We start from the raw sequence: 25,677 nt of genomic DNA, 5'->3' as shown, positions 1-25,677 counted from the left end.
AAGGGGTAAGGGTAAAGGAGTTTCCTATCCCTTACCTTTATTAACATAAGGGAGGAAATATAATATGGCAATCACTGCAAAAATGGTTAGCGAGTTAAGAGAAAGAACTGGAGCAGGTATGATGGACTGTAAGAAGGTTCTAGTAGAAACTGATGGAGATATGGAAAAAGCTGTTGAGCTACTAAGAGAAAAGGGTCTTGCAGCAGCTGCTAAGAAGGCTGGTAGAGTAGCTGCAGAAGGTCTTGTTGAAACATACATATCTGAAGACGGATCAAGAGGAGCAGTTGCAGAAGTTAACTGTGAAACAGACTTCGTTGCTAAAAACGAAGAGTTCATAGCACTTGCTAAGAACGTTGCTAAGCAAGCAGCACTTTCATCAGCTGCTGATGTTGAAGCTTTATTAGCTGAAAAGTACATTGCAGATGAAAGCATTACAGTTCAAGAAGCAGTTACTGCACTAATTGCTAAGCTTGGAGAAAACATGTCAGTAAGAAGATTTGATAGATTTGAAACAGCTGGAGTTCTTTCACAATACATCCATGGTGGTGGAAGAATAGCTGTTATGGTTGAGCTTGACTCAGCTAAGACAGAAACTGCTGAAATGGTTGCTAAGGAACTTGCTCTACAAGTTGCAGCATCAAATCCTCTTTTCCTATCAAGAGACATTGTATCAGAAGATGTTCTTAATAAAGAAAGAGAAATATACAGACAACAAGCTCTTAATGATGGAAAGCCAGAAAAGGTTGTTGAAAAGATGGTTGAAGGAAGAATTAACAAGTACTTTAAGGAAGTATGTCTTCTTGAACAACTTTGGATAAGAGACCAAGATTTCTCTATAACTAAGCTTGTAGAACAAAAATCAAAGGAACAAGGATCAGACATTAAGGTTGTTAGATTTGCTAGATTTGAAAAAGGTGAAGGTATAGAAAAGAAAGAAGAAGACTTCGCTGAAGAAGTAAGAAAGCAAGCAGGACTAAGCAAGTAATTTGCTTGTTGTAATTGTATCGAGAATTTTTCGATTACTGTAATTTAAAAGAGAACACACCGTGTTCTCTTTTTTTAAAAACCAAATACAATATAGAAGATATATATATATATATATAAATAATAATTCGGAGCAAATGGAGGTTAATCAACTATGAATTCTCCTAAATATAAAAGAGTAATGCTAAAGCTAAGTGGAGAAGCGCTAGCTGGAAAAAAGGGACATGGTTTTGACTTTGACGTAGTAGATAGAATAGCAAATGAAGTTAAAGAACTAGTAGAATCAAATATAGAAGTTACTATGGTAGTTGGCGGAGGAAATATATGGAGAGGTAGAAATGGAGTAGGTATGGAAAGATCTACCTCAGATTATATGGGAATGCTTGCAACATGTATCAACTCTCTAGCTATGCAAGATTCCCTTGAAAGAATGGGAGTTCATACTCGTGTTCAAACTGCTATAGAAATGAAGGAAGTTGCTGAACCATTTATTAGAAGAAGAGCTGTAAGACACTTAGAGAAGGGAAGAGTAGTTATTTTTGCTGCTGGATCAGGTAATCCTTATTTCTCAACTGATACTGCAGCAGCCTTAAGAGCTGCTGAAACAGATGCTGAAGTAATACTTCTTGCTAAAAAAGTTGATGGAGTTTATGATTCAGACCCAAATATTAACCCAAGTGCTAAGAAATTTGATAAGTTAACCTTTAAGGAAGTTCTCGAAAAAGACCTAAAGGTTATGGATGCAACTGCAACATCACTTTGTAAGGAAAATGATATACCAATAATAGTATTTGCTTTAGATGAACCTGGTAATATTCTAAAGGCGATTACTGGAGAAGTAACGGGAACTCTAGTTACTAATTAAGTGTATTATAAAGGAGGATTTTGGTTATGATAAAGGAAGTTATATCTGCTTCAGAAGATAAAATGAAAAAATCTATAGAAGTTTTATCGAAGGAACTTCAAGGTCTAAAGGCAGGAAGAGCAAACCCTTCAATGCTTGATAGAGTTGTAGTAGACTATTATGGAACTCCAACACCTATTTCAGGTCTTGCGTCTGTATCAACTCCTGAAGCTAGAATGATAGTTATTCAGCCATGGGATAAAAGTGCGATGAAAGAAATTGAAAAGGCTATTCAAAAATCTGATCTTGGACTTAATCCTACAAACGATGGTCAAGTTATAAGACTTCTTGTTCCTGAGTTAACAGAAGAAACAAGAAAAAATCTTGTGAAGGTTGTTAAGAAAAACGGAGAAGATGCAAAGGTTGCTATTAGATCCATAAGAAGAGATGCAAATGATAAGTTAAAAGCTCTTAAAAAAGAAGGTGCTTCAGAAGATGAAGTGAAGTCTGCAGAAGAAGTTATCCAAAAGAAAACAGATAGTTTCGTTAAAGAAATCGATAGGCTTGTTGATGCTAAAGAAAAGGAGATTCTAACTGTATAATGGATATTTCTATTCTCCTAGGAAAAACTTTAAGTGAAGCTAAGGAATTAATAGGAAAAAATATTGAAGATTATTCTCCTTATGAATTTATTAAAATTTTAAGTCCTAAAGAAGATATAATTGGACATGAGGAAAGAGTAATAAAAGTAGAAAAAAAAGATAAGATAATTATATACTATTCTTTATTTTAAACCCCTTATTTAAGGGGTTTTTGATTATGATTTTTAGGAATTAACCTGTAAGTTTATGGAGGAAATGACTTACTATGATATTTAAAGATTTTTTGAAAAAAAAGAAAAAAATAGAGTTCCACGATTTAGATATGAATAATATACCTAAACATATTGCTATTATAATGGATGGGAATGGTAGATGGGCTAAAAAAAGAGGACTCCCTAGAAGTCTGGGGCATAAAGCTGGAGTAGAAACTATAAGAGAAATTGTTAAGACTTCATCTAAAATAGGGGTGAAATTCCTAACCCTATACGCTTTTTCTACAGAAAATTGGAAAAGACCAAAGGATGAAGTAAATGCTTTAATGAAACTATTATTAGAATATCTTAAAAAAGAGGTTGAAGAACTTAACAAAAATAATGTTATTATTAATTTTATTGGTGACATTTCCATGTTACCTGAAATTTGTCAAGATGAACTTAAAAAGGCTAAAGAAAAAACTAAAGATAACTCGGGACTTTGCTTAAATCTTGCTCTAAATTATGGAGGAAGAGATGAAATTGTTTTAGCTGTAAAGCAAATTGTAAAAGATGTAAAAAATGGATTATTAGATGAAGAGAATATAAATCAATCTACAGTATCTGAAAGACTTTTTACAGCTAATATGGATGATCCTGATATAATAATTAGACCAAGTGGTGAATATAGATTAAGTAACTTCTTACTTTGGCAGTCTGCTTATAGTGAATTTTGGTTTTCTAATATATTTTGGCCTGACTTTACTTCTAATCACCTTTACCATGCAATAATTGACTTCCAAAAAAGAGATAGAAGGTTTGGAGGAATAAAAAAATAAAAGAGGGATATTATGAATATTAGACTTATTAGCGCATTAATTGCATTTCCTATATTAGTGTTTTTTGTCGTAAGCGGAGGATATGTTTTCAAGGTAGGTATAGGAATAATTACTGCTATAGCAATTTATGAGTATACCAAGGCATATAAACCTGCTAAGATAAATGTAATTTGGCCTATAATGGCTTTAGGCTTTTTTATTTCATATTTATTAATATTTTTAAATAAACCTGGCTATAGTGATGTAATTATATATTTTATAACACTAATTTCAATGGCTACGCCAATATTTAATCAAAAGTATAATGTACTTAGCTCCGCTGTTACTGTAATAGGATATATTTATATTGTTAACTTTTTTGAGCTACTTATACCTATTAGAGCACACCAATATGGCTCTAGTCTAATATGGCTAGTTCTTTTAATTTCATTTTTCTGTGATACATTTGCCTATTACATAGGAAAAACATTTGGTAAACACAAGCTATGTCCCATAGTTAGTCCTAAGAAAACTGTAGAAGGGTCCATTGGTGGGATTATCGGTAGCGTGATTGGAGTTGTACTATGGGGAGTATTAAATCCAGGTATTAACTTTACTTGGACTACTCTAATTATTTTAGGGATAGTATCTTCGGTAATTTCCCAAGTAGGAGATCTTTCAGCATCGATTATTAAAAGATACTCAGGTGTAAAGGATTATGGAAAAATTATGCCAGGTCATGGTGGAATTTTAGATAGATTTGATAGCATACTTTTCACTGCACCAGTAGTATACTATTATATAATATTTTTTATAGGATGATTGTTATGATAAAAGAAAACAAGGCAATACTTAAGGCTGTAGTAATTACTTTTATAATTGTAATACTGCTTAAGATTAGTCTTGTTTTTTTATGGCCATTTCTATTTTCATTGATTCTAGTGCTTATAATGGAACCTATAGTAAAGTACTTTATATCAAAGGGATTTAAAAGAAATTTATCTGTTATATTTACATTTACTATTTTCTCTATGCTTATTCTTATATTCGGGGCCTATATTTGGAGTTATATCGGAGAAAGATTAGTACTATTTACAGATAGTATACCAAAGCTCATAGATTCATATAAAGATTTTCCTATTCTGAATACTTTAAATGAAAATTATGAAAGAATATTAATAGAATTAAAAAATATAATTATAGAGTATAAGGAAAAAATATTAACTACTATAATATCAACATTTAATGGGTTCATATATGTTTTTATAGTAGTTTTAGCAGCAGTATTTATGAGTATTGATCTTGATTATCTGTCTAGAAGTTTAAGGTTTTTATTAGGAGATAGTATATATAGACCTATAAGAAAGTCTTTAGTAAACATTAACATATTATTATCTATAGAGTTTAAACTAGTTAGTATTACTGTTATAGTAACTACTATTTCCTTTATGGTATTGGGATTTAAAGACCCTTTATCAATAGGAATAATTTGTGGTATACTTGACTTATTACCTATAGTAGGCCCTTTAATAATTTTCTTGCCAATTATAATATACTTAATAACAGTAAAACAAATTTTTATAGCAATGGGTTTGATTTTTACATATATTCTAATAATAGTATTAAGACAGATTGTAGAGATAAAACTTTTACAAGGAAATCTTGTTTTAAAACCTATTTTTGTTATATTCTCATTATATTGTGGAGTACTATTATTTGGAGGTTTGGGAGTATTATTGGGACCACTTGTACTAATAATGTTCAAGGAAATCTATAGGAGCTTAGAGAAAGGGGACCTTACACATATATGAAAAACTTAGTTATACTAGGGTCTACAGGTTCTATAGGAACACAAGCACTAGAAGTTATAAGACAGAAAAAGTCCAGCTACAATGTTCTTGCACTATCTGCTAACTCTAATATTGAAGTTATAATTGACCAATACAAAGAATTCAAACCTAAATACATAGTTATAAGCAATTACGAAAGTTATAAAATATTAAAAGATAAATTAAAAAATGAAAATGTTAATATTTTATACGGTGTGGAAGGTTTAATAGAAGTATCAACACTTAAAGAAGCAGACATGGTGTTAACTTCAGTTATGGGAATGATCGGATTAAAACCAACAATAGAGGCCATAAAAAAAGGAAAGCATATTGCACTAGCAAATAAAGAAACAATGGTTGTAGGTGGAGAGATTATAAAAAACCTTTTAAAGAAATCTCCATCTAAGATAATACCTGTTGATAGTGAGCACAGTGCTATTTTTCAATGTTTACAAGGAAATAGACATTGTGATGTAAATAAAGTTATACTAACAGCATCAGGAGGACCATTTAGGGGTAAAACCTTAAGAGAGCTTGAAAGTGTTACACTTTCAGATGCCCTTAAGCATCCAAACTGGAGTATGGGCCAAAAGATAACAATAGATTCTGCTACACTAATAAATAAGGCCCTTGAAGTAATTGAAGCTCACTACTTGTTTGATATGTCATATGATGATATTCAGGTAGTGGTTCATCCACAAAGCATAATTCATTCAATGGTAGAATATAAGGATGCATCTGTTATTGCTCAAATGGGAGTTCCAAGCATGAAGCATCCTATTCAATATGCTTTTGAATATCCAGAAAGGAGCACAACTTCATCTTCATATCTGGATTTTTACAGCTTATCATCTTTGACATTTGAAAAACCTGATACTAGTGTATTTAAGGGATTAAGTCTTGGATATATAGCAGGTAGAGAAGGTGGTACAATGACAACTGTATTTAATGCAGCTAATGAGGAAGCGGTTAAGCTCTTTTTAGAAGGTAAAATTTCATTTTTACAAATTCAAAGATTAGTTGAAAAGGCAATGGAGAAACATAAAGCACAACACGATTATACAGTTGATGATATACTTTTAATTGAAAGGGAAACTAGAGATTTCGTAAATTTATCTAAATAATTATTAGGTGGTGGATATTTTGACAACTTTTTTAGCGGCTATTCTAGTCTTTGGTCTTTTAATAGCAACACATGAGTTCGGGCACTTTATTACAGCTAAACTTTCTAAAGTAAAGGTTCTTGAGTTTGCAATTGGAATGGGACCAAAAATTTTCTCATTTACTAAAGGGGAAACAGACTATACTTTAAGACTTTTACCTATAGGAGGTTATGTAAAAATGTTAGGAGAAGAGGATGGTTCCGATGATCCTCGTGCTTTTTGTAACCAAAATCCATGGAAAAGACTACTAATAATAGTTGCAGGAGCTGCATTTAACATTATAACCGCAATAGTTATATTTACACTTGTTTTCTATAATCAAGGATCAATTAAACCTATTGTTAGTAGTGTAGACAAAAATTATCCTGCATATGAGGCAGGTATTTTACCTAACGATAAAATCATTCAAATTAATAATGAAAAAATTAGAACTTGGAATGAAGTTATCATGTTTATTTCAGAAAATAAAGAGAAACCTTTCAATGTAAAAGTTGAAAGAAACAATACTATAAAGGAAATAAAATTATCTCCAAAGTATAATGAAAAAGAAAAAAGATATATGATAGGAATGGCTCCAACACTAGTTAAAGGAAATATTTTAGAGGCTTTTAAGGATGGATTTACAGAAACATTTTCATCAATAAAGCAAATGGTTAGCTTTATTGGAACTTTAGTTACTGGAGGAGCATCTATGGATTCCTTCGGTGGACCAGTTGCTATAGTTGACCTTTCAGGTAAAGCAGCACAAGCAGGCATATGGACATTTTTATCCTTTGTTGCTTTTTTAAGTATAAACCTTGGAGTATTAAACTTAATACCATTCCCTGCACTTGATGGAGGATGGGTTATTATATTACTAATTGAAGCTTTAACAGGAAAGAAAATTGATCAAAATAAAATAGGAGTATTAAACTTTATTGGTTTTGCACTTCTAATGGCGTTTATTGTTTTTGTTACATATAACGATATTCTAAGATTTTTTAAATAGAAGGTGATGTACATGAGAAGAACATCTCGTAAAGTTAGGGTAGGAAACATATATATAGGTGGAAATGAAAAAATAACTGTTCAATCAATGACTAACACTAATACTAGTGATATAAGTAAAACTACTCTTCAAATATTAGAACTTGAAAAAGCAGGATGTGAAATAGTAAGGGTTGCAGTACCTAACCTAGATGCTGCAAATGCTATAAGTGAAATTAAAAAAAATATCCATATTCCACTTGTTGCTGATATTCATTTTGATTACAAATTAGCTTTAAAATCAATGGAAAATGGAATAGATGCACTTCGTATTAATCCAGGAAATATTGGAAGTCCTCAAAAAGTTAAAGAGGTAGTTAGTAGAGCTAAGTACTTTGGAATTCCAATAAGAGTAGGAGTTAATGCAGGATCTCTTGAGAAAGATATTCTAGCAAGAGACGGAAGACCTACCCCAGAGGGATTAGTGGAAAGTGCACTTAGAAATGTAGAACTTTTAGAGGATAATGGATTTTATGATACCGTAATATCAGTTAAGTCCTCAAATGTAATGGATAACATTAAAAGTTATGAACTTCTAGCAAAAAAAACAGACTATCCTCTTCACCTTGGAGTTACTGAGGCTGGAACAATATTTTCTGGAACAATAAAGTCATCAGTTGCAATAGGGCATCTTCTTGCAATGGGAATAGGAGATACCATAAGGGTATCCTTAACAGACAATCCTGTAGAAGAGATTAGAGCAGGAATAGAAATATTAAAAGCTTTAAATCTTAGAAAAGGTGGAATTGAAATTATTTCCTGTCCTACCTGTGGTAGAACTCAAATAGATTTAATAAACATTGCAAAAAAAGCTGAATTAGCTTTAAGTGATATAGACAAAAATATTAAAGTTGCTATAATGGGTTGTGCAGTTAATGGTCCTGGGGAGGCTAGAGAAGCTGATATAGGAATTGCAGGTGGAATAGGAGAGGGACTTATTTTTAAAAAAGGTGAAATAGTAAAAAAGGTTCCTGAAGATAAGCTTTTAGATACTCTCATTGAAGAAATAAAGCTACTTTAAATTTAAATTTTTAAATAGGAGGAAGTTCAGTGGAGAAAACTTTAAATAGTATACTTAACTTAAACAATGATGTAGTTGATACTTCCTTTAAAGAAATATTAGATAAAACTTATTTAAAAAAAGTATATGTAAGTAAATCAAACAAAGAGTGGAATATTGTTCTTTCCACTCTTTGTGATGTTAAGGAGGATATATTAGAAAAAATAAAACATCTAATTAAAGAATCCTTATCTATTAATGGAAGTGTACAATTATTTATAGAAAAAAACTCACAGGATATTCCAAAGCTTTCAGATATCTTAGAAGATAGTGATAAATTTAAAAACTTTATTTTTAATATCTTTAGATCAAGCCCTACAATTCTTTGCTTTTTGCAAATATCTAAATTTACATTGGAAGACAATAAAGTAATTATTGAAGTTGAAAGTGATTTTGCAAAAAAGGTTCTTAAGGATAAATCTATAGATAAAGAAATAAGAACACATATTAATTCAATTTATAATGAAAACTTATTAGTTGAATTTAAAACTATTGATAAAGCCTTTAACTATGAGGAATTTAAAGCTAAGGAAGATAGTAAAATAGAAACTGTGTCCTCTGTAGAAATACCTAAGGAGGTAAAGCCTAAAACCGTTAAAATAACCTCTACAAATAAAGTATCTAGCTCAGATGTTATATATGGTAGAGTTCCTAAGGAATACTTTAAGTGTAGTATTTCAGATTCATTAGATGAGGAAGATTTAGTAACTATAACTGGAGATCTATTTGGCATAGATACTAAAGAACTTAAAAGTGGGAAAATTCTACTTATGTTTAATGTTACTGATTATACAAGTTCAGTTAATATTAAAGTGTTTCTTAAGCCAGAGATTGCTGATGAAACTATTAGTAAGTTAAAAGAAGCTTCACGTGTAACGGTACATGGAAGGGTTACCTTTGATACATTTGCCAAAGAAACAATAATCATGGCAAGTTATGTTGTTAAAGAAGAAAAGAAGAAAGTTAAAGATAATTCAAATGAAAAGCGAGTTGAACTTCACGCGCATACTCAAATGAGTTCTATGGATGGTGTTTGTTCTGCATCATCACTGATAAAAAGGGCAAAGGAATATGGCCATAGTGCAATTGCAATTACAGACCATGGGGTTGTTCAAGCCTTTCCTGAGGCTATGGATGCTGCAGGTGAAACAGGAGTTAAGGTTATATATGGTGTTGAAGGTTATCTAGTTGACGATGGGGAGTCTATTGTTATTAACTCTAGAGAATATAATCTTGATAATGAATTTGTTGTATTTGATATAGAAACAACTGGACTTAATAAATCTTCAGAGGAAATTACAGAAATCGGTGCTGTAAAAGTAAAGGATATGAAGATTATTGATACTTTCTCAGCGCTTATAAATCCTTTAAAGCCAATTCCATATGAAATAACCAATCTTACTGGAATTACCAACGAAATGGTAAAGGACAAGGATACTATAAAAGAAGTCATGCCAAGATTTTTGGACTTTATAGGTGATTGTCCTGTCGTTGCCCACAACGCTAAATTTGACACAGGATTTATAAAAGAAAAATGTTCTAGAGAATCGCTTGAATTCAATAGCACAATAATAGATACTTTAACACTTTCAAGATGGCTTGTTAAAGGTATAAAAAAATACAAGTTAAATATTTTAGCGCAACATTTTAATGTACAACTTGAAAATCATCATAGAGCTGTTGATGATGCTAAGGCTACAGCTGAAATATTCATAAAGCTTATTGAAATTTTAAAGGATAAAGGCGCTAATACAATTGAAGATATTAACTCTTTATATTTAAATGAGTTTGATATAAATAAAGCTGAAACTCATCATGTAATTATATTAGTTAAAAACTATAAGGGTCTGTATAATTTATATAAACTAATTTCAGACTCTCATTTAAAATACTTCCATAAAAGGCCAAGGCTTCCGAAAAGTCTAATTGAAAAACATAGAGAAGGACTTATTATTGGTTCAGCTTGTGAAGCTGGGCAAATATTTAAGGGAGTACTAAACAATACCTCGGAAACCGATATAAAAAGTTTAGTAGAGTTCTATGATTATTTAGAGATACAACCTATTGCTAATAATGAATTTCTTTTGGAAAAAGGTATTGTAAAGAATAGAAGTTGTTTAAAAGACTTAAACAAGAAAATAGTTGAACTTGGAGAAAAGTATAATAGACCTGTTGTAGCAACTGGAGATGTACATTTCCTTAATCCACATGACGAATATTATAGAAGAATACTAATGGCAGGTAAGGGATTTAGCGATGCAGATAATCAACCTCCATTATATTTTAAATCAACAGATGAAATGCTAGAGGAATTTAGATATTTAGGTGAGAGTAAGTCATATGATGTTGTAATAAAAGCACCTAATGAAATAGCGGATATGGTTGAGGTTATAAAGCCAATACCAGATGGGACCTTCCCCCCTAAAATAGATGGTGCAGATGATGAAATTAGAAACATGACAATGTCACGTGCATATAGTATATACGGCGACCCACTTCCTGAAATAGTTCAAAAAAGGCTTGATAAGGAGCTAAACTCTATTATCAGCAATGGATATGCTGTACTGTATCTTATTTCACATAAAATAGTAAAAAAGTCATTAGATGATGGATATCTTGTAGGTTCTAGAGGATCTGTTGGTTCATCATTTGTTGCAACTATGACTGAAATAACAGAGGTTAACCCTCTTCCTCCACATTATGTATGTCCTAAGTGTAAGTACTCTGAATTCTTTACCGATGGTAGTATAGGGTCCGGTGCAGACCTTAAGGATAAATCATGCCCAAAATGCAATGAGAATCTTATTAAAGATGGATTTGATATACCATTTGAGGTTTTCCTTGGATTTGAAGGGGATAAGGAGCCTGATATTGACCTTAACTTTTCAGGTGAGTATCAACCTAATGCACATAAGTATACTGAAGAATTATTTGGTGAAGGTTATGTGTTTAGAGCAGGAACAATTGGAACCATAGCAGAGAAAACTGCATTCGGATATGTAAAGAATTATCTTGATGAGAGAAATGTTAAGTCAACAATGGCTGAAGTGGAAAGACTAGTTAAGGGGTGCACAGGAGTAAAAAGAACATCTGGTCAGCATCCTGGTGGAGTAATGGTTGTACCTCGAGATAATGATATTTATCAGTTTTGTCCTATTCAAAGACCTGCTGATGATGTAAACTCTGAAATAATAACTACTCATTTTGACTATCACTCTATAAGTGGTAGACTTTTAAAACTTGATATACTAGGTCATGACGATCCTACAGTAATTAGAATGCTCCAGGATTTAACAGGACTTGACCCTACAAAAATTCCACTTGGAGACGAAAAAGTATTAAGCCTATTTACCTCAACAGACATCCTAAATGTAAATAAAGAATACTTTAAGTGTGAAGTTGGAACTTTAGGTCTTCCTGAGTTTGGAACTAAGTTTGTTAGGCAAATGCTTGTAGATACCCAGCCACATACCTTTGCAGAACTTGTGCGTATATCAGGTCTATCACATGGAACAGATGTTTGGCTTAATAATGCTCAAGATCTTATTAAGGATGGATATGCTACACTGAAAGAAGTTATTTGTACAAGAGACGATATTATGAACTATCTAATCCTTATGGGAGTAAAGCCTAAAAACGCCTTTACGATAATGGAAAGAGTAAGAAAAGGAAAAGGTCTTCGTGATGGTGATATTGAGGAAATGAAGGAGAATAATGTTCCTCAGTGGTATATAGACTCTTGCAATACAATTAAGTATATGTTCCCAAAGGGTCATGCTGTAGCCTATGTTATGATGGCAATTAGAATTGCATACTTTAAAGTTTATTACCCTGAGGCTTACTATGCAACTTATTTTAGTGTTAGAGGTCTTGAAGATTTTGATGCAAGTATTGTGTCTAAGGGACAACTAGCTGTAGTATCAAGTATTAAAGAAATAGAGGCTAAGGGAAATACCTTAACTACAAAAGAAAAAGGGTTTTTAACAGTACTAGAGGTAGCAAATGAAATGTTTGCTAGAGGAATTACTATGCTCCCTGTAGACCTTTACGAGTCTGATAGTATTAGATTCAAAGTTACAGATAAAGGAATTCTCCCTCCTTTTAGAGCACTTCAAGGTGTTGGTGAAACAGCTGCTAAAAGTATAGTTGAAGCAAGAAAAAATGGAGAATTTATTTCAAAGGAAGATTTAAGACTTAGAACTAAGATATCAAAAACAGTAATCGAGATTATGAGTCAACATGGCTGTTTAAATGGAATGCCTGATACAAGTCAGCTTACATTGTTTTAACTTGGAATATAATATATATTCATAAAACCTTGATAAGACAATGGTTTAGAAAAATAGGCTTCCTAAAATAACATAACAAAATCTAATTAAATATATTACTTATTTTTTAACCGCTGATATTTTTTCATTTGGTAACACATGTGTATAAATATTGGTGGTTATTTTTATGTCGGAGTCACCTAGTAAATTAAGTTGAATATTAACTTAAAACAATCTTGTTGCGTCTTTAAAGCTCTAGATTGATATATAAGTAAAAGAGAAAAAATTAGCATAAGTGATTGTTCTATTACGGAAGCTAGAGAGTTAATTAATTATTTATTATTGGAATATGGTAATATGGTAAAGTATACAAGAGAACATGGGGTGAATTTTATTTATATAATTTGCAGACAAATAGGAATTTGCGTGAAGGTAGGTTGAGGGCTAAAATGAGCAAAACAGATGAAGTAGTGGGATTTTTATCAAAATACTCATTGGAAGATGTTCTGTCTGGAATAATCGAAATGCAGATGCTGCTATATGGTCAGGGTGTAGACTCACTAATATCTGCATCTGAGTATTTTGTAACTAATGCGTTATTCGCATGTAAAGAGAGTGGAAATGAGCCATTTGAATGGGACGATTATCTTAAATTAGAAAAGTATTGTAAAGAGGCTTTTACTCCGAATATTGAAGAATTATTTACTGAAGCACTAAAGATGGTAAATGCAACAGATGAAGAGAAAGAGGCATTTTTACAAGCACAACATATGAAAGTAAAAAATATGGCATTTCGTGGAGACGGATATATTCATCAACTTATTAGTTTTGCAGAAAACTTATATTCTCCATTAGATCATGAAATAAAAGCTAAGTTGGGATTTTCTTTTACTTCATGCAAAAAGATGATCTTATATATTTTTCATACATATGGAGTTAGAGTAGTAAGAGCTTATTCAGAAAAATATAAAATTCAAAATATGATAAAAGCATTTTGTGGAAGAATAAAACCGCAATTGCCGAGTATAAAAGAAGGATATATTTTCAGAATAAATAAAAAGAATTTGCGAAGTGCTATTGGTTCAAAAGAAGTAGATTATATTTGCGATTATTTAAGTGTTAAGGCTTTTGCAGGAGATTACAAAAAAGTAGATTTAGCGGAATTTAAAGTTTTGATATCAAAGCCATTTGTTGACTTTGGAGAATATATATACATGCCATTGCTATTTTCATCATTAATGAATTTACCAAAGCTTTTTCACTATACTTTTATAGCTGAGAAAATTTTTGATAAAAAAGTGGTAGGAATATATAGCAAAAATAGGGGTAATGTTGTAGAGGATTTAACTCAATTGTATTTTGAACGAATAGTTAACAAAGAAACTATACTCAGATCGCTAAAATATACAGATGAAGATGGCGAAGCAGATGTAACTGTATGTATGCCAGAAGGAACACTTTTTTGTGAGTGTAAAAGTAAACTTCTAACACTTAATGCGTTAAAAGGAATAAATGATGATATTAAAAAGGATGTGTATAAAGCAATTGGCACGGCGTATGCCCAAGGAGTTCGTTCAATAAAGCGAGTACAGGATGGGAAAGCATTTATAGAATGTGTTGACGGAACAGAGCAGGAGGTTCATATTGATGATACTGCAGTGAAATATATTATTTGTGTAACTGCCGAGAATTTTGGCATTATTCCTTCAGAAATTACAAAGTATGTTGAGATTGATAAGGTCGTTAACATAGTTCCATATGTTGTAAATATTTATGATTTTGATATTATTACACAGGAATGCGACTCTTACGAGGAGTTTCTCGGATATCTTAATTTTAGGCAAATAAATCACAAACTTATTTCAGCTGTAGATGAATTAGATGTGTTTGGTTTCTATAAAGAGCATGGTAATAGAGAAATAGAAATTAAAGGTGATGAACTGCATATAACAGCTTACACTCAACAGTTTGATAGAAAATATGTGAAAAAGTATAAAGAGTGTTTGCAAAATTACAAGTAATTGAAATACAAATTCCAATTTATTTAATTGATTTAATCAATTGTATCTTACTTCTCATGTTTTAATTACATAGTAAATAATTTTTTAAAATACCGTATTATTCAAATTGAATAAGCGGTATTTTTTATTACATAAAATGTTTATATTGTGAAGTAAATAGGTTCTTTGAAAAATTAATAATACGGTATTTAAAGTTGAATTATTTTCCAAATTATACTAGCATGATAATATATAGATAGGTAAGATACAATATGAGTATAATGAGTTAATTCTTATTTGTTTTATTATGTATATTAGTCTATTCATAAATATATTATAGTAACATCAGATATGTATTTTGTTAGAGTATTTATTAATAACGTTAAATTTATCTAAATAAAAAGGGAGGATGAATAAATGGCTAAAATTAATACTTTTAAAAAGGTGTCCGTAGGTGCGGGTGCTTTAATCGCACTTGGTATATTTGCTTCTTCTATTGGAAGTAAGTACATATCACAAGAAGGTTCTTCGGGTGACGTGTCAATTACTGTTTCCACCGAGACTCAAAAGCAAATAGAAGCATCACTTATTGGTGATAAGAAAGAGGGGTATTTCCCTGTTGGGTGAGGTAAGTTTATTTTTGTCAAAAGGCCCTAATATCATGTCTAAATCATAACATGTTTATTGCATGACTTAATGATAAAGTAAATATTTAATAAAGATACCGTATTATTCAGATTGAATTCTATGATATTTTTTATGTCACAAAATAAGGACAATGTGTAGTCGAATCTAATAAATTGAGAAGAGGTAAGTATAGGCATACGTACACATTAGCATATGATAATCATTATGGAGGTACAAATATATTTTTATTTATAAGTTAAAATAAATGAGTTTAATCTACACACTATATATGCAGGTGTCGGATCTGTTCATTCCAACATGTAAAATACAAAAAAGCACTTATAGCTAGGTGAATGATTCGCTCCTTACTAATTGATTATAGGTGCTTTTTCTACTGAGATAACGTTATGATTAATTTAATAACATAATAGATAATATCATAATTGATAAACAAAATAAATATAATAGAAAATAAAACACAGAAAGAAATAAAAATAAGACTACTAGGCAAGTAAATTAGTTTGTAATATTTGGAATGAATATCTTCTTTCTTGTAGATGTATGCTATGAAGAAGGAGTGATGTAAATGACTGATATTAGAAATGAAGCAATAGATGAACTAATTACTGAAGCTATAGAGGAATTAAAGCAGTTTAAATCTAATTTAAATACACAGAGAGTACTAAAAGAAAAATATGAAGTAAAATATAAATTAAAGGACTTATACAAGGACGGTGTATTTGAATCTGAATATGAAAATCTTAAAGAAGGAATAAATAAAAATATTGACTCCTTACATAATGATATAGCTAGAGTAGAAGCTATAGTAGATGAGTTGAATTCAATTAAAAGATGTAATTAAGAACTCCATAGGGGTTCTTAATTATTTGTTTAATGCCCTAGCTTGAGTATATAAGCGACATAAAAATATGGAAGTTAAATTTAATACCTGGCTCATAGCGAATAATAAGGTGTTTAAAAAGAGATGAATTTATATAATGAATGTAAGTAACAATGAGTACCTTTATATAATATATTAGTAATAATGAAACGAAATTTTAGTAATTCTGGAGATTTAAACTTCTTGCCCGTGGGGAGATTATGGATATAAATAACGACAAGAAGTAGTTTTTACGGAATTGTAAGATTATATATTATTAATTTATTTAGAAGGTGAATGAGTATGGCAACGAGACCACAAATTTTACGTGCAGGAGATACGATCGGAATAGTTACTTTAGGGAGTCCATTATCTGCGAATGTCATTAATGTAGGTATACAGACTCTTAAGAATATGGGGTTTAATGTAGTTCTAGGGAAATACGTATATTCTTCTAGTGGATATATTGCAGCAACAGAAGAACAGAGAGCCTCTGATTTGATGGAAATGTTTAAAAACCCTGAGGTGAAGGCTATTATACCCTCGAGGGGTGGAGTAGGCGTTGCAGGTATTATACCATATCTTGATTACTCTGTTATCGCACAGAATCCTAAAATTGTCACAGGGTATAGTGATATAACAATTTTATTAAATGTTTTGTATATGTGGGCTAACTTAATTACTTTTCATAGTCTTCTTTTAATAGACTTTAGGTCGACTACTCCTGCATACAACTTTAATCAATTTTTCACTGCGACGTCTACACTTACCTCACCAAGGAAGCTTGAAAATCCTCCTGGAGTACCTCTAATAAGCAGAGTCCCCGGAAATGTAACGGGAAGTATAATAGGGGGTAACCTTACATCTTTTGTAGATAATCTTGGCACTCCATTTGAAATTGATACTAGAGGAAAGATAATATTAATAGAAGAAGTCCATGAGCCTATTAATACAGTTTACAGGTATATAAACCATCTAATATTAGCAGGTAAATTTAAGGAATGTGCAGGGATTATTATGGGTGAATGTACGAATTGTGAGATTGCATATAATAAGTCATATGAAGATTTAATTAATCAAGTTATGGTGCCATTGAATAAACCTCTTATGACAAATTTAGCATCAGGGCATGGTAGATACAAGATGGCTATACCTATAGGTGCAAAGGCTAACCTTAACACTTATAACAATACATTGACAATACTTGAACCAACAGTAAGTATATAAAAAAATAACAGGGCAAAAGATAAAAACTATAAGTGCAAATAAAAATCTCTACGAGCTTTTAATACCATCGCTTGTAGGGAGTAGGTTAAAATAGATTAGAAGCCTATTATACCTTAACTTGAAATATAATATAACAAGTGTTATAATGATAATAAATAACATATAACTTAGTTTTAAAGAGTGGGGAAACCCACTCTTTAATTTATGCTTTCATGCATAAGTGATGTACTTTTATACAAATAATACAAAAAAGAGATAGGAGGGCGGAAATGAGTAAGAAAAACATAGAATTAACTATTGAAGAATTTGCTTCTCCATTGGTAGAAGGTTTAGGATATGAACTAGTTGACATAGAATTTATAAAAGAATCCGGTGAATGGTATCTTAGATTTTATATAGATAGTGATAATAGTGATGGCATCAATATTGATGACTGTACGACAGTAAGTAGAGCTTTAAGTGCTAAACTTGATGAAGTAGATCCTATTGAAGAATCTTACTATCTTGAAGTTTCATCTCCAGGACTTGATAGACCACTAAAGAAAGATACTGATTTTATTAAATACTCAGGTAAAAAAATTAAAATTAAATTCTACAAGCCTTTTATGGAAAAGAAAGTTATGGAAGGTATATTAAAAGGACTTGTAGAAAGTAAGATTATAGTTACTGTTAATAACACTGATATAGAAATAGATAAAGATATTGTAGCTTCTGTACGATTAAATGATTTTTAGAATTTTGGGAGGAATTTAGAAATGATTAACAATGAGTTTATAGACTCACTAATTGAAATAGCAAACCTAAAGGGAATTGATCAAGAGATTATATTTGAATCACTAGAATCATCTCTTATTTCAGCATATAAGAAAAACTATGGCACATCTCAAAATGCTAAGGTTACTATAAACAAAGAAACTGGAGAAACTCACGTGTACGCACAAAAGAAAGTAGTAGAGGATGTTTATGATAATCTACTTGAAATAAGTCTTGAGGATGCAAAGGCAGTAAACCTTACATATGAGCTTGATGACGTAGTTGATGTTGAAGTTAATCCAAGAGAATTTGGTAGGGTTGCAGCACAAAATGCTAGACAAAGAGTTATTCAAGAAATTAAAGAAGCTGAAAGAGACGTTATATATAAAGAACTTGTTGAGAAAGAAAATGATATAATTACAGGTATAGTACAAAAGAAGGAAAAACAAAATATCCTTGTAGATATTGGAAGATTAGAAACTTTCTTAACTCCAACAGAACAAATGCCAAACGAAGTATATAAGCATGGAGATATTCTTAAGTTTTATGTTGTTGAAGTTAAAAAGACTTCAAAGGGACCAAATATCTCAATTTCAAGAACACATCCTGGAATTATAAAGAGATTATTTGAAATGGAAGTTCCTGAAATATTTGATGGAACAGTAGAAATCAAAAGCATTGCTAGAGAAGCTGGTTCAAGAACAAAGATTGCAGTTTATTCAAAGGATGAAAATGTTGATGCAACAGGAGCATGTGTTGGACCAAGTGGAATGAGAGTTCAAAGTATAGTTTCAGAGCTAAAGGGAGAAAAAATTGACATTGTTAAGTGGAGCAAGGAACCTGCTGAGTTTATTGCTAATGCACTAAGCCCTTCAAAGGTTGTAAGTGTTAAAATTAACGAAGACGAAAAAAGTGCTAAGGTTGTAGTTCCTGACTATCAACTTTCACTAGCAATAGGAAAAGAAGGACAAAATGCTAGACTATCAGCAAAACTTACTGGATGGAAAATTGACATTAAAAGTGAATCTCAAGCTGCAGCTATTGAAGAAGAAGTAGATATTATACCTTCTGGTGATATAGTAGAAGATACTGTTATAGAAGAAAATACTGTTGAAATTTCAACTGATGCAATTGAAGGAGAGGATGCATAGTGAAGGTAAAGAAAATTCCTGAAAGAATGTGTCTTGGATGTCAAGAAATGAAGCCGAAAAAAGAACTTGTTAGAGTCGTTAAAAATAAAGATGGCGATATTAAGGTAGATCTTACTGGAAAATCTCCAGGACGTGGATCATATGTTTGTAAATGTATTGACTGTTTTGATAAAGCTTATAAAGCAAAGCGTTTTGAAAGAGCGCTTTCATCACCTATATCACCTGAAGTATATGAAAATTTAAAGAAAGAACTTCAAAGTGAATAAGCTATATAGTTTTCTAGGACTTATACAAAAAGCTGGAAAGTTATCTTCAGGTGATGATACTGTGGAACTTGATATAAAAAAGAACATGGTAAAGCTTTTAATAATATCAGAAGATGCAAGTGAAAATACAAAAAAGAAGTTCGAACATATGGCAAGTAGCAGAAAAATAAACTTCGTGTTCTTTGGAAACAAGTATGATTTAGGTGCTGCTATAGGAAAATCTCCAAGGAGTATACTGGCTATTAAAGATAGCGGTTTTGCTAAGGCCTTTACTGATAAAGCTTCTAACATAATTAATGGGGGTGAGTGTATTGTCAAAGGTTAGAATATATGAACTAGCTAAACAAATAGACATTAGTAGTAAAGAACTAATCGATCTTCTAAATAAGGAGTTTGGAATAGAAGTTAAGAACCACATGAGTGTTATAGAGGGTGATGAAGCTACTATAATTACTGAATTTATAGAAGACCTTAAAAAGTCTAAAGAAAATGGAGATGAATCAGCTCCAGTAAGTAAGTTTGAAGAACATGAAAAGTATGAAGACCATGATGTTGTAGAAAAAACTTTCGTAAAAAAGAAAAACAAAGGTAAAAGTAAGAGAGATGATAATCTTTCAAGTAAGGATGATGATGATATGGAAATAGGACTTATAGCTATTCCTGAGAGTATTAGGGTTAAGGATTTTTGTGAAAAGATAAATAAGCCAACAACAGAAGTTATAAAAAAGCTTATGCTTATGGGTGTTATGGCAAACGTAAATAATGAAATAAATTTTGAAACTGCTGAAAAAATTGCAGAACAATATGATTTATTACTTGAAGTAGAACAAGTTAAAGAAAAAGAAGAAGTACTTGTTAACGACTATGAAGATGATGAAAAAGATCTAGTAAAAAGACCTCCTGTTGTTACTGTAATGGGACACGTTGACCATGGTAAAACATCACTTCTAGACTATATTAGAAATGCTAAGGTTACGTCAACTGAAGCAGGTGGAATTACTCAGCATATAGGTGCATATACAGTTAATGTAAATGATGAAAAAATAGTATTCCTTGATACACCAGGACATGCGGCATTTACTTCAATGAGAGCAAGAGGAGCACAAGCAACTGACATAGCAATTCTTGTTGTTGCTGCAGATGATGGTGTAATGCCTCAAACTGCTGAAGCTATAAATCATGCTAAAGCCGCTGGAGTTCCAATAATAGTTGCTATTAATAAAATGGATAAACCAGCTGCTAACCCAGATAGAGTTAAGCAAGAACTTACAGAACATGAATTACTTGCTGAAGACTGGGGTGGAGATACTGTTTGCGTTCCTGTATCAGCGAAAACAGGAGAAGGTATCGATAACCTACTTGAAATGGTAATTCTTTTAGCTGAAATGCAAGATCTTAAGGCTAATCCAAATAGATTAGCTAAGGGTATAGTTGTAGAGGCACAACTTGATAAGGGAAGAGGACCAGTTGCAACTATCCTTGTTCAAAATGGAACTTTGAAAGTTGGAGACTCAATTGTAGTTGAATCTGCATATGGTAAAGTAAGAGCAATGATTAATGATAAGGGGCAAAATGTTAAGGAAGCAGGACCATCAATTCCTGTTGAAGTACTTGGACTTTCACATGCTCCATCAGGTGGAGACATAATCTATGCTGTACAAGATGAAAAAACTGCAAGACAAGTGGCCCAAATAGTAGAAACTAAAAACAGAGAAAAATACTATGCAAGTACTGCAAAGCTTTCTCTTGAGGAACTATTTAGCCAAATTCAAGAAGGTAATGTTAAGGACCTTAATCTAGTTGTTAAGGCTGACGTTCAAGGTTCAGTTGAAGCTGTTAAGCAATCACTTGAAAAACTATCTAATGAAGAAGTTAGAGTTAAGGTTATTCATGGTGGTGTAGGTGCTATTACAGAAACAGATATAACCCTAGCATCAGCTTCTAATGCTATAATTATAGGATTTAATGTTAGACCTGATTCTATAGCTAGACAATTAGCAGAAAAAGAAAAGGTTGATATCAAAACTTATAGAATAATCTACCATGCAATTGATGATATTACAGCTGCTATGAAGGGTATGCTTGACCCTGTATATAAAGAGGTAATTACAGCAAAACTAAGTGTAAGAGCTACATTTAAAGTTTCAAGTGTTGGAACAATAGCTGGGGCTTATGTTGATGAAGGTAAACTTAATAGAAATAATGGCATTAGAGTAATTAGAGACAGTGTTGTTATTTTTGAAGGAAAATTATCATCACTTAAGAGATTCAAAGATGACGTTAAGGAAGTTGCCACAGGATATGAATGTGGTGTAACTATAGATAGATTTAATGATATTAAAGAGGGAGACGTTATCGAGGGATATACTATGGAAGAAATTGAAAGAAAATAGAGGTGAAGTAGTATATGGCATTTAATAGAACTGTTAGGCTTTCTGAAGAAATTAGAAAGATCCTAAGTGAAATAATTCAAAATAATCTAAAAGATCCTAGAATACCTATTCTTACTACTGTAACAAGAGTAGATGTTACTAGAGATTTAAGATATGCAAAGGCATATATAAGTGTATTTGGAGAAAAAGAAGATAAAGTTAAGTGTATTGAAGGTTTAAGAAGTGCATCAGGATATATAAGACGTGAAGTTGGAAGTAGAATTAAAGTGAGATATACTCCAGAGATTCTATTTGAAATCGATGAGTCATTAGAACATGGCCTACACATTAATAAAATACTTTCAGATATAAATAAAGGTGAATAATATACAAGATATTATAGACCTAATAAATTCTAATAATAATTTTGCAATAGTATCCCATACATCTCCTGATGGAGATTGTATGGGTTCTATGTTAGGTCTATATAATAGTTTAGTCTCATATTCAAAGTGTGTAGATGTATATCTTGACGATGAAATTCCTAAAAGACTATCATTTATTCCTGGAGCCCCAAATATACTTAATTCATTTAGTCCCAAAGAATATGATATAATTTTTGCTCTTGACTGTGGAGATATTAAGAGACTTGGTAGTTTCTCAGAATCTCTTTTAGCTAGTGGAAAAGTAGTTAATATAGATCATCATCTTTCTAATGATATGTATGGTGATGTTAACCTCGTAATTCCTGACATGTCAAGTGTTGGAGAAATTATTTATAATATTCTAGCTGAAGGTAATCTTCCAATTAATGAAAAGGTAGCAATGTGTCTATATGTATCAATTCTTTCTGATACAGGAGGTTTTAAGTATTCTAATACTAAACCCTCTACATTGATAACTGTTTCTAAACTTTTAGAATTTAATATAGATCATTCAAAAATCTATACTAAACTTCTAAGTGAAAAAACTAAGGAACAAGTTATCCTTTCATCACTAGTTTCATCAAATCTTGAACTATATTTTAATGAAAAAGTAGCTCTTTTATATGTAACACAGGATATGTTAACGAAATCTAATGTTAATGAAAATGACTCTGGAGATCTTGTTAATATTGCAAGGGACATAGACACAGTAGAAGTTGGAATACTTATAAAGGAAAAACATCCTGAACTTTATAAAATCAGCTTAAGGTCAAAGGATTACTTTGACGTAAGATGTGTTGCTGAAACCTTCGGCGGTGGTGGTCATACTAAAGCTGCTGGTTGTGCAATAAATGGAACTTTTGAAGAAATTAAAGCAAAGTTACTAGCTGAAATAAAGGGGAATTTACTATAATATGAATGGAATACTTAACATACTAAAGCCACCTGGAATGACTTCACATGATGTTGTTTCATTTGTTAGGCGTAATCTAAGAACTAAAAAAGTAGGTCATACAGGAACACTTGATCCAGGTGCTGCTGGAGTGTTGCCTATTTGTATAGGTAAGGGAACAAAAATTGTTGAATACCTTACAGAACAAGGCAAAGAATATATATGTGAAGTTACATTTGGTAATGAGTCTGATACATGTGATAAATATGGTACTTTTATATATGAAGAAGATAAAGATTACTCTCATATAACGAAGGAAATGGTAAATGAAAAGTTAGAACTTTTTAAAGGACGAATAACACAAACTCCTCCAATTTATTCTGCAATTAAGATAAATGGTCAAAGAGCATATGACCTTGCAAGACAAGGAATAGAGTTTGAAGTTCCTAAAAGAGAGGTTACTATATATAATATAGAGCTTTTAAGCTTTAACCTTCCTAAAGCACAAATCAAAATCAATTGTTCAAAGGGAACATATGTTAGAAGTATATGTAGAGATCTTGGTAATTCACTTAATTGTCCTGCTTATATGAGTTTTCTTCTTAGAACAAAAACAGGACCTTTTGATATTGATGGATCTGTAATTCTAGATGATATTAATTTAGAAAATATAGATAATATACTTTACCCTATAAATTATGGTATCTCTATGAAAGAGTTATTCATAGATGATAAGTTTAGTGATAAAGTTTTAAATGGGAATCCTATCAAGCTTGATGGACTATCTGGATATAAAGATGGAGAAAAAGTAAAGGCATTTATCAAGCCTAGCACATTTATTGGTGTTGGACATATTAAATCAAATATTTTTAAAATTGATAAGTTAATGGTGTAAGTAACAAATTTAAAGGTGTTTATTATGAAGATATTTAAGGGGAATTTTGAAAGCCTAAAGCTAAGTGAAGAAGTGTGTATAGCCCTTGGAACCTTTGATGGAGTACATAGAGGTCACCAAGCTATTATAAGAGAAGCAGTTGAAACTGCAAAAGAAAAAAACCTAAAAAGTGCTGTTCTTACCTTTGATATTCATCCAAGAAGCTTACTTTACAAAGTAAATGCACCTAAATTAATTACAGATAATCAAAGTAAGTCTAAGATTATTGAAACATTAGGTGTAGATTATTTACTTTTCGTAAAATTTGATGAATCTTTACGTAATCTTGATGATCTAACCTTTTTAGAAGGACTTGTAAAAAGACTAAATGCTAAAGCTATAGTATGTGGTTATAACTATACCTTTGGCAAAGGTGGTAGAGGAAACTCTGATCTTTTAAATCATTATAGTGATTTATTTCACTTTGACTTAAAAGTTGTTGATAGAGTATCCTTTGGAAGTGAAAAAATATCAAGTACTGTGATTCGTGAAAAAATAAGTCAAGGTAATATTAAGGAAGCTAATAGACTTTTAGGATATAACTTATTTTGCATAGGTGAAGTAGTAAAAGGTAAGGGCCTTGCCCATACTATTGGATTTCCAACTGCAAATGTTATCATAGAAGATAATCTATGCTTTAAAAATGGTGTTTATATTACACTAACTCATATAGATAATAGTATTTATCCATCTATAACCAATGTTGGCTATACACCTACTGTTGAAAGTAAATACAGGGTTATGGAAACTAACATATTTGATTTTTCTAATAACATTTACGGTAAAAATATAAAGGTTGAGTTTTTAGAATTTCTTCGTGGTGAAACTAAATTTCCATCTGTAGAAGATTTAATAAAAAGAGTAAATATAGATATTAAAGATAGTAAAGAATACTTTAAAAATAATATTTACAACAATTAATGCGTTTGATATAATACTTAAGAACCTATGCTAAGTTTATCGATTCTCCAACGATTTTCTTGGCATATGGGGATAATAATTTATTTGGAGGTAATGACAATGGAAAAAGCAATAAAGCAAGAAGTTATACTTAAGCACCAAAGACACGAAGGTGATACAGGTTCACCAGAAGTTCAAGTTGCAATTCTTACAAAGAGAATTAACGACTTAACAGGACATCTTAAGGAACACAAAAAAGATCACCACTCAAGAAGAGGTCTACTAAAGATGGTTGGAGCTAGAAGAGGTCTTCTTAACTACCTTAAGAAGAAGGATATCGAAAGATATCGTGCTATAATAGCTGAACTAGGAATAAGAAAGTAATAAATAGGGCGGTTAATCCGCTCTATTATTTTATAGTTTTTTATTTCACCAAAATATTTAAACATTACACAATATTGTTAT

General features: G+C 31.4%; 25 protein-coding genes. All 25 read left to right on the top strand.

Features of this window, described 5'->3' with window-relative positions:
- Positions 1-64: 64 nt before the first annotated feature.
- Positions 65-985, top strand: a complete 921-nt coding sequence (gene tsf, locus CLCY_RS01955) for a translation elongation factor Ts (protein ID WP_048569457.1) — start codon at positions 65-67, stop codon at positions 983-985.
- Positions 986-1,138: 153 nt separating this feature from the next.
- Positions 1,139-1,849: a UMP kinase gene (gene pyrH / locus CLCY_RS01950; protein WP_048569456.1), complete on the top strand. Its 711-nt coding sequence runs from the start codon at positions 1,139-1,141 to the stop codon at positions 1,847-1,849.
- A 26-nt stretch (positions 1,850-1,875) separates the two neighbouring features.
- Entirely contained in the window at positions 1,876-2,430 is a 555-nt protein-coding gene (gene frr, locus CLCY_RS01945; protein ID WP_048569455.1) for a ribosome recycling factor, read from the top strand.
- A complete protein-coding gene (locus tag CLCY_RS01940; protein WP_048569454.1) occupies positions 2,430-2,621 on the top strand; it encodes a hypothetical protein in 192 nt (63 codons plus the stop codon). The genes frr and CLCY_RS01940 overlap by 1 nt, the downstream gene beginning before the upstream one ends.
- A gap of 74 nt (positions 2,622-2,695) precedes the next feature.
- Entirely contained in the window at positions 2,696-3,460 is a 765-nt protein-coding gene (locus CLCY_RS01935; RefSeq protein ID WP_048569453.1) for an isoprenyl transferase, read from the top strand.
- A 12-nt stretch (positions 3,461-3,472) separates the two neighbouring features.
- On the top strand, positions 3,473-4,261 hold the full coding sequence (locus tag CLCY_RS01930; RefSeq protein ID WP_048569452.1) for a phosphatidate cytidylyltransferase: 789 nt from the start codon (positions 3,473-3,475) through the stop codon (positions 4,259-4,261).
- Positions 4,262-4,266: 5 nt separating this feature from the next.
- Positions 4,267-5,250 carry an AI-2E family transporter gene (locus tag CLCY_RS01925; protein WP_048569451.1) on the top strand — a complete coding sequence of 328 codons (984 nt, stop codon included), beginning with the start codon at positions 4,267-4,269 and terminating at the stop codon, positions 5,248-5,250.
- Complete coding sequence (locus CLCY_RS01920) at positions 5,247-6,392, top strand: 1-deoxy-D-xylulose-5-phosphate reductoisomerase (RefSeq protein WP_048569450.1); 1,146 nt, start codon at positions 5,247-5,249, stop codon at positions 6,390-6,392. Before CLCY_RS01925 ends, CLCY_RS01920 begins: the two co-directional genes overlap by 4 nt.
- Positions 6,393-6,411: 19 nt before the next feature.
- Positions 6,412-7,419, top strand: a complete 1,008-nt coding sequence (gene rseP / locus CLCY_RS01915; protein ID WP_242844925.1) for an RIP metalloprotease RseP — start codon at positions 6,412-6,414, stop codon at positions 7,417-7,419.
- Positions 7,420-7,431: 12 nt separating this feature from the next.
- Positions 7,432-8,478, top strand: a complete 1,047-nt coding sequence (gene ispG / locus CLCY_RS01910) for a flavodoxin-dependent (E)-4-hydroxy-3-methylbut-2-enyl-diphosphate synthase (protein ID WP_048569449.1) — start codon at positions 7,432-7,434, stop codon at positions 8,476-8,478.
- 29 nt (positions 8,479-8,507) lie between these two features.
- Complete coding sequence (locus CLCY_RS01905; protein WP_082141658.1) at positions 8,508-12,806, top strand: PolC-type DNA polymerase III; 4,299 nt, start codon at positions 8,508-8,510, stop codon at positions 12,804-12,806.
- A gap of 428 nt (positions 12,807-13,234) precedes the next feature.
- Positions 13,235-14,806, top strand: a complete 1,572-nt coding sequence (locus tag CLCY_RS01900; RefSeq protein WP_048569448.1) for a hypothetical protein — start codon at positions 13,235-13,237, stop codon at positions 14,804-14,806.
- Positions 14,807-15,202: 396 nt separating this feature from the next.
- Entirely contained in the window at positions 15,203-15,412 is a 210-nt protein-coding gene (locus CLCY_RS01895) for a hypothetical protein (protein ID WP_048569447.1), read from the top strand.
- A 586-nt stretch (positions 15,413-15,998) separates the two neighbouring features.
- Complete coding sequence (locus tag CLCY_RS01890) at positions 15,999-16,274, top strand: hypothetical protein (RefSeq protein ID WP_048569446.1); 276 nt, start codon at positions 15,999-16,001, stop codon at positions 16,272-16,274.
- A gap of 321 nt (positions 16,275-16,595) precedes the next feature.
- Entirely contained in the window at positions 16,596-17,519 is a 924-nt protein-coding gene (locus CLCY_RS01885) for a S66 peptidase family protein (RefSeq protein WP_048569445.1), read from the top strand.
- A 269-nt stretch (positions 17,520-17,788) separates the two neighbouring features.
- A complete protein-coding gene (locus CLCY_RS01880; RefSeq protein ID WP_048569444.1) occupies positions 17,789-18,253 on the top strand; it encodes a ribosome maturation factor RimP in 465 nt (154 codons plus the stop codon).
- Between the two features lie 24 nt (positions 18,254-18,277).
- A complete protein-coding gene (gene nusA / locus CLCY_RS01875) occupies positions 18,278-19,423 on the top strand; it encodes a transcription termination factor NusA (RefSeq protein ID WP_048569503.1) in 1,146 nt (381 codons plus the stop codon).
- The gene (gene rnpM, locus CLCY_RS01870; protein WP_048569443.1) at positions 19,423-19,689 is read left to right on the top strand and encodes an RNase P modulator RnpM; all 267 of its coding nucleotides are present in this window, start codon (positions 19,423-19,425) and stop codon (positions 19,687-19,689) included. The genes nusA and rnpM overlap by 1 nt, the downstream gene beginning before the upstream one ends.
- Entirely contained in the window at positions 19,682-20,014 is a 333-nt protein-coding gene (locus tag CLCY_RS01865; RefSeq protein WP_048569442.1) for a L7Ae/L30e/S12e/Gadd45 family ribosomal protein, read from the top strand. The genes rnpM and CLCY_RS01865 overlap by 8 nt, the downstream gene beginning before the upstream one ends.
- Positions 20,001-22,082: a translation initiation factor IF-2 gene (gene infB, locus CLCY_RS01860; RefSeq protein ID WP_048569441.1), complete on the top strand. Its 2,082-nt coding sequence runs from the start codon at positions 20,001-20,003 to the stop codon at positions 22,080-22,082. The genes CLCY_RS01865 and infB overlap by 14 nt, the downstream gene beginning before the upstream one ends.
- 14 nt (positions 22,083-22,096) lie before the next feature.
- On the top strand, positions 22,097-22,447 hold the full coding sequence (gene rbfA, locus CLCY_RS01855) for a 30S ribosome-binding factor RbfA (RefSeq protein WP_048569440.1): 351 nt from the start codon (positions 22,097-22,099) through the stop codon (positions 22,445-22,447).
- Entirely contained in the window at positions 22,440-23,399 is a 960-nt protein-coding gene (locus CLCY_RS01850; RefSeq protein ID WP_152668068.1) for a DHH family phosphoesterase, read from the top strand. Before rbfA ends, CLCY_RS01850 begins: the two co-directional genes overlap by 8 nt.
- Before the next feature lies 1 nt (position 23,400).
- Positions 23,401-24,273 carry a tRNA pseudouridine(55) synthase TruB gene (truB, locus tag CLCY_RS01845; protein WP_053083230.1) on the top strand — a complete coding sequence of 291 codons (873 nt, stop codon included), beginning with the start codon at positions 23,401-23,403 and terminating at the stop codon, positions 24,271-24,273.
- Positions 24,274-24,297: 24 nt separating this feature from the next.
- A complete protein-coding gene (locus tag CLCY_RS01840; protein ID WP_048569438.1) occupies positions 24,298-25,233 on the top strand; it encodes a bifunctional riboflavin kinase/FAD synthetase in 936 nt (311 codons plus the stop codon).
- Between the two features lie 99 nt (positions 25,234-25,332).
- Positions 25,333-25,596: a 30S ribosomal protein S15 gene (gene rpsO / locus CLCY_RS01835; protein WP_053083228.1), complete on the top strand. Its 264-nt coding sequence runs from the start codon at positions 25,333-25,335 to the stop codon at positions 25,594-25,596.
- Positions 25,597-25,677: the final 81 nt, after the last annotated feature.

The organism is Clostridium cylindrosporum DSM 605, from assembly GCF_001047375.1.
Lineage (GTDB): Bacteria > Bacillota > Clostridia > Clostridiales > Caloramatoraceae > Clostridium_AB > Clostridium_AB cylindrosporum.
Note: the sequence above shows the minus strand (reverse complement) of the source record. Positions and strands in the feature narration are given on the sequence as shown.

Excerpts from the sequence above, each read along its gene's own strand:
- CLCY_RS01880 (WP_048569444.1), top strand. The coding sequence starts at position 17,789 with ATGAGTAAGAAAAACATAGAATTAACTATTGAAGAATTTGCTTCTCCA.
- CLCY_RS01895 (WP_048569447.1), top strand. The coding sequence starts at position 15,203 with ATGGCTAAAATTAATACTTTTAAAAAGGTGTCCGTAGGTGCGGGTGCT.
- CLCY_RS01925 (WP_048569451.1), top strand. The coding sequence starts at position 4,267 with ATGATAAAAGAAAACAAGGCAATACTTAAGGCTGTAGTAATTACTTTT.
- truB (WP_053083230.1), top strand. The coding sequence starts at position 23,401 with ATGAATGGAATACTTAACATACTAAAGCCACCTGGAATGACTTCACAT.
- CLCY_RS01930 (WP_048569452.1), top strand. The coding sequence starts at position 3,473 with ATGAATATTAGACTTATTAGCGCATTAATTGCATTTCCTATATTAGTG.
- CLCY_RS01885 (WP_048569445.1), top strand. The coding sequence starts at position 16,596 with ATGGCAACGAGACCACAAATTTTACGTGCAGGAGATACGATCGGAATA.
- pyrH (WP_048569456.1), top strand. The coding sequence starts at position 1,139 with ATGAATTCTCCTAAATATAAAAGAGTAATGCTAAAGCTAAGTGGAGAA.
- CLCY_RS01935 (WP_048569453.1), top strand. The coding sequence starts at position 2,696 with ATGATATTTAAAGATTTTTTGAAAAAAAAGAAAAAAATAGAGTTCCAC.
- ispG (WP_048569449.1), top strand. The coding sequence starts at position 7,432 with ATGAGAAGAACATCTCGTAAAGTTAGGGTAGGAAACATATATATAGGT.
- rbfA (WP_048569440.1), top strand. The coding sequence starts at position 22,097 with ATGGCATTTAATAGAACTGTTAGGCTTTCTGAAGAAATTAGAAAGATC.
- CLCY_RS01890 (WP_048569446.1), top strand. The coding sequence starts at position 15,999 with ATGACTGATATTAGAAATGAAGCAATAGATGAACTAATTACTGAAGCT.
- tsf (WP_048569457.1), top strand. The coding sequence starts at position 65 with ATGGCAATCACTGCAAAAATGGTTAGCGAGTTAAGAGAAAGAACTGGA.
- CLCY_RS01940 (WP_048569454.1), top strand. The coding sequence starts at position 2,430 with ATGGATATTTCTATTCTCCTAGGAAAAACTTTAAGTGAAGCTAAGGAA.
- CLCY_RS01840 (WP_048569438.1), top strand. The coding sequence starts at position 24,298 with ATGAAGATATTTAAGGGGAATTTTGAAAGCCTAAAGCTAAGTGAAGAA.
- frr (WP_048569455.1), top strand. The coding sequence starts at position 1,876 with ATGATAAAGGAAGTTATATCTGCTTCAGAAGATAAAATGAAAAAATCT.
- CLCY_RS01920 (WP_048569450.1), top strand. The coding sequence starts at position 5,247 with ATGAAAAACTTAGTTATACTAGGGTCTACAGGTTCTATAGGAACACAA.
- rpsO (WP_053083228.1), top strand. The coding sequence starts at position 25,333 with ATGGAAAAAGCAATAAAGCAAGAAGTTATACTTAAGCACCAAAGACAC.
- CLCY_RS01900 (WP_048569448.1), top strand. The coding sequence starts at position 13,235 with ATGAGCAAAACAGATGAAGTAGTGGGATTTTTATCAAAATACTCATTG.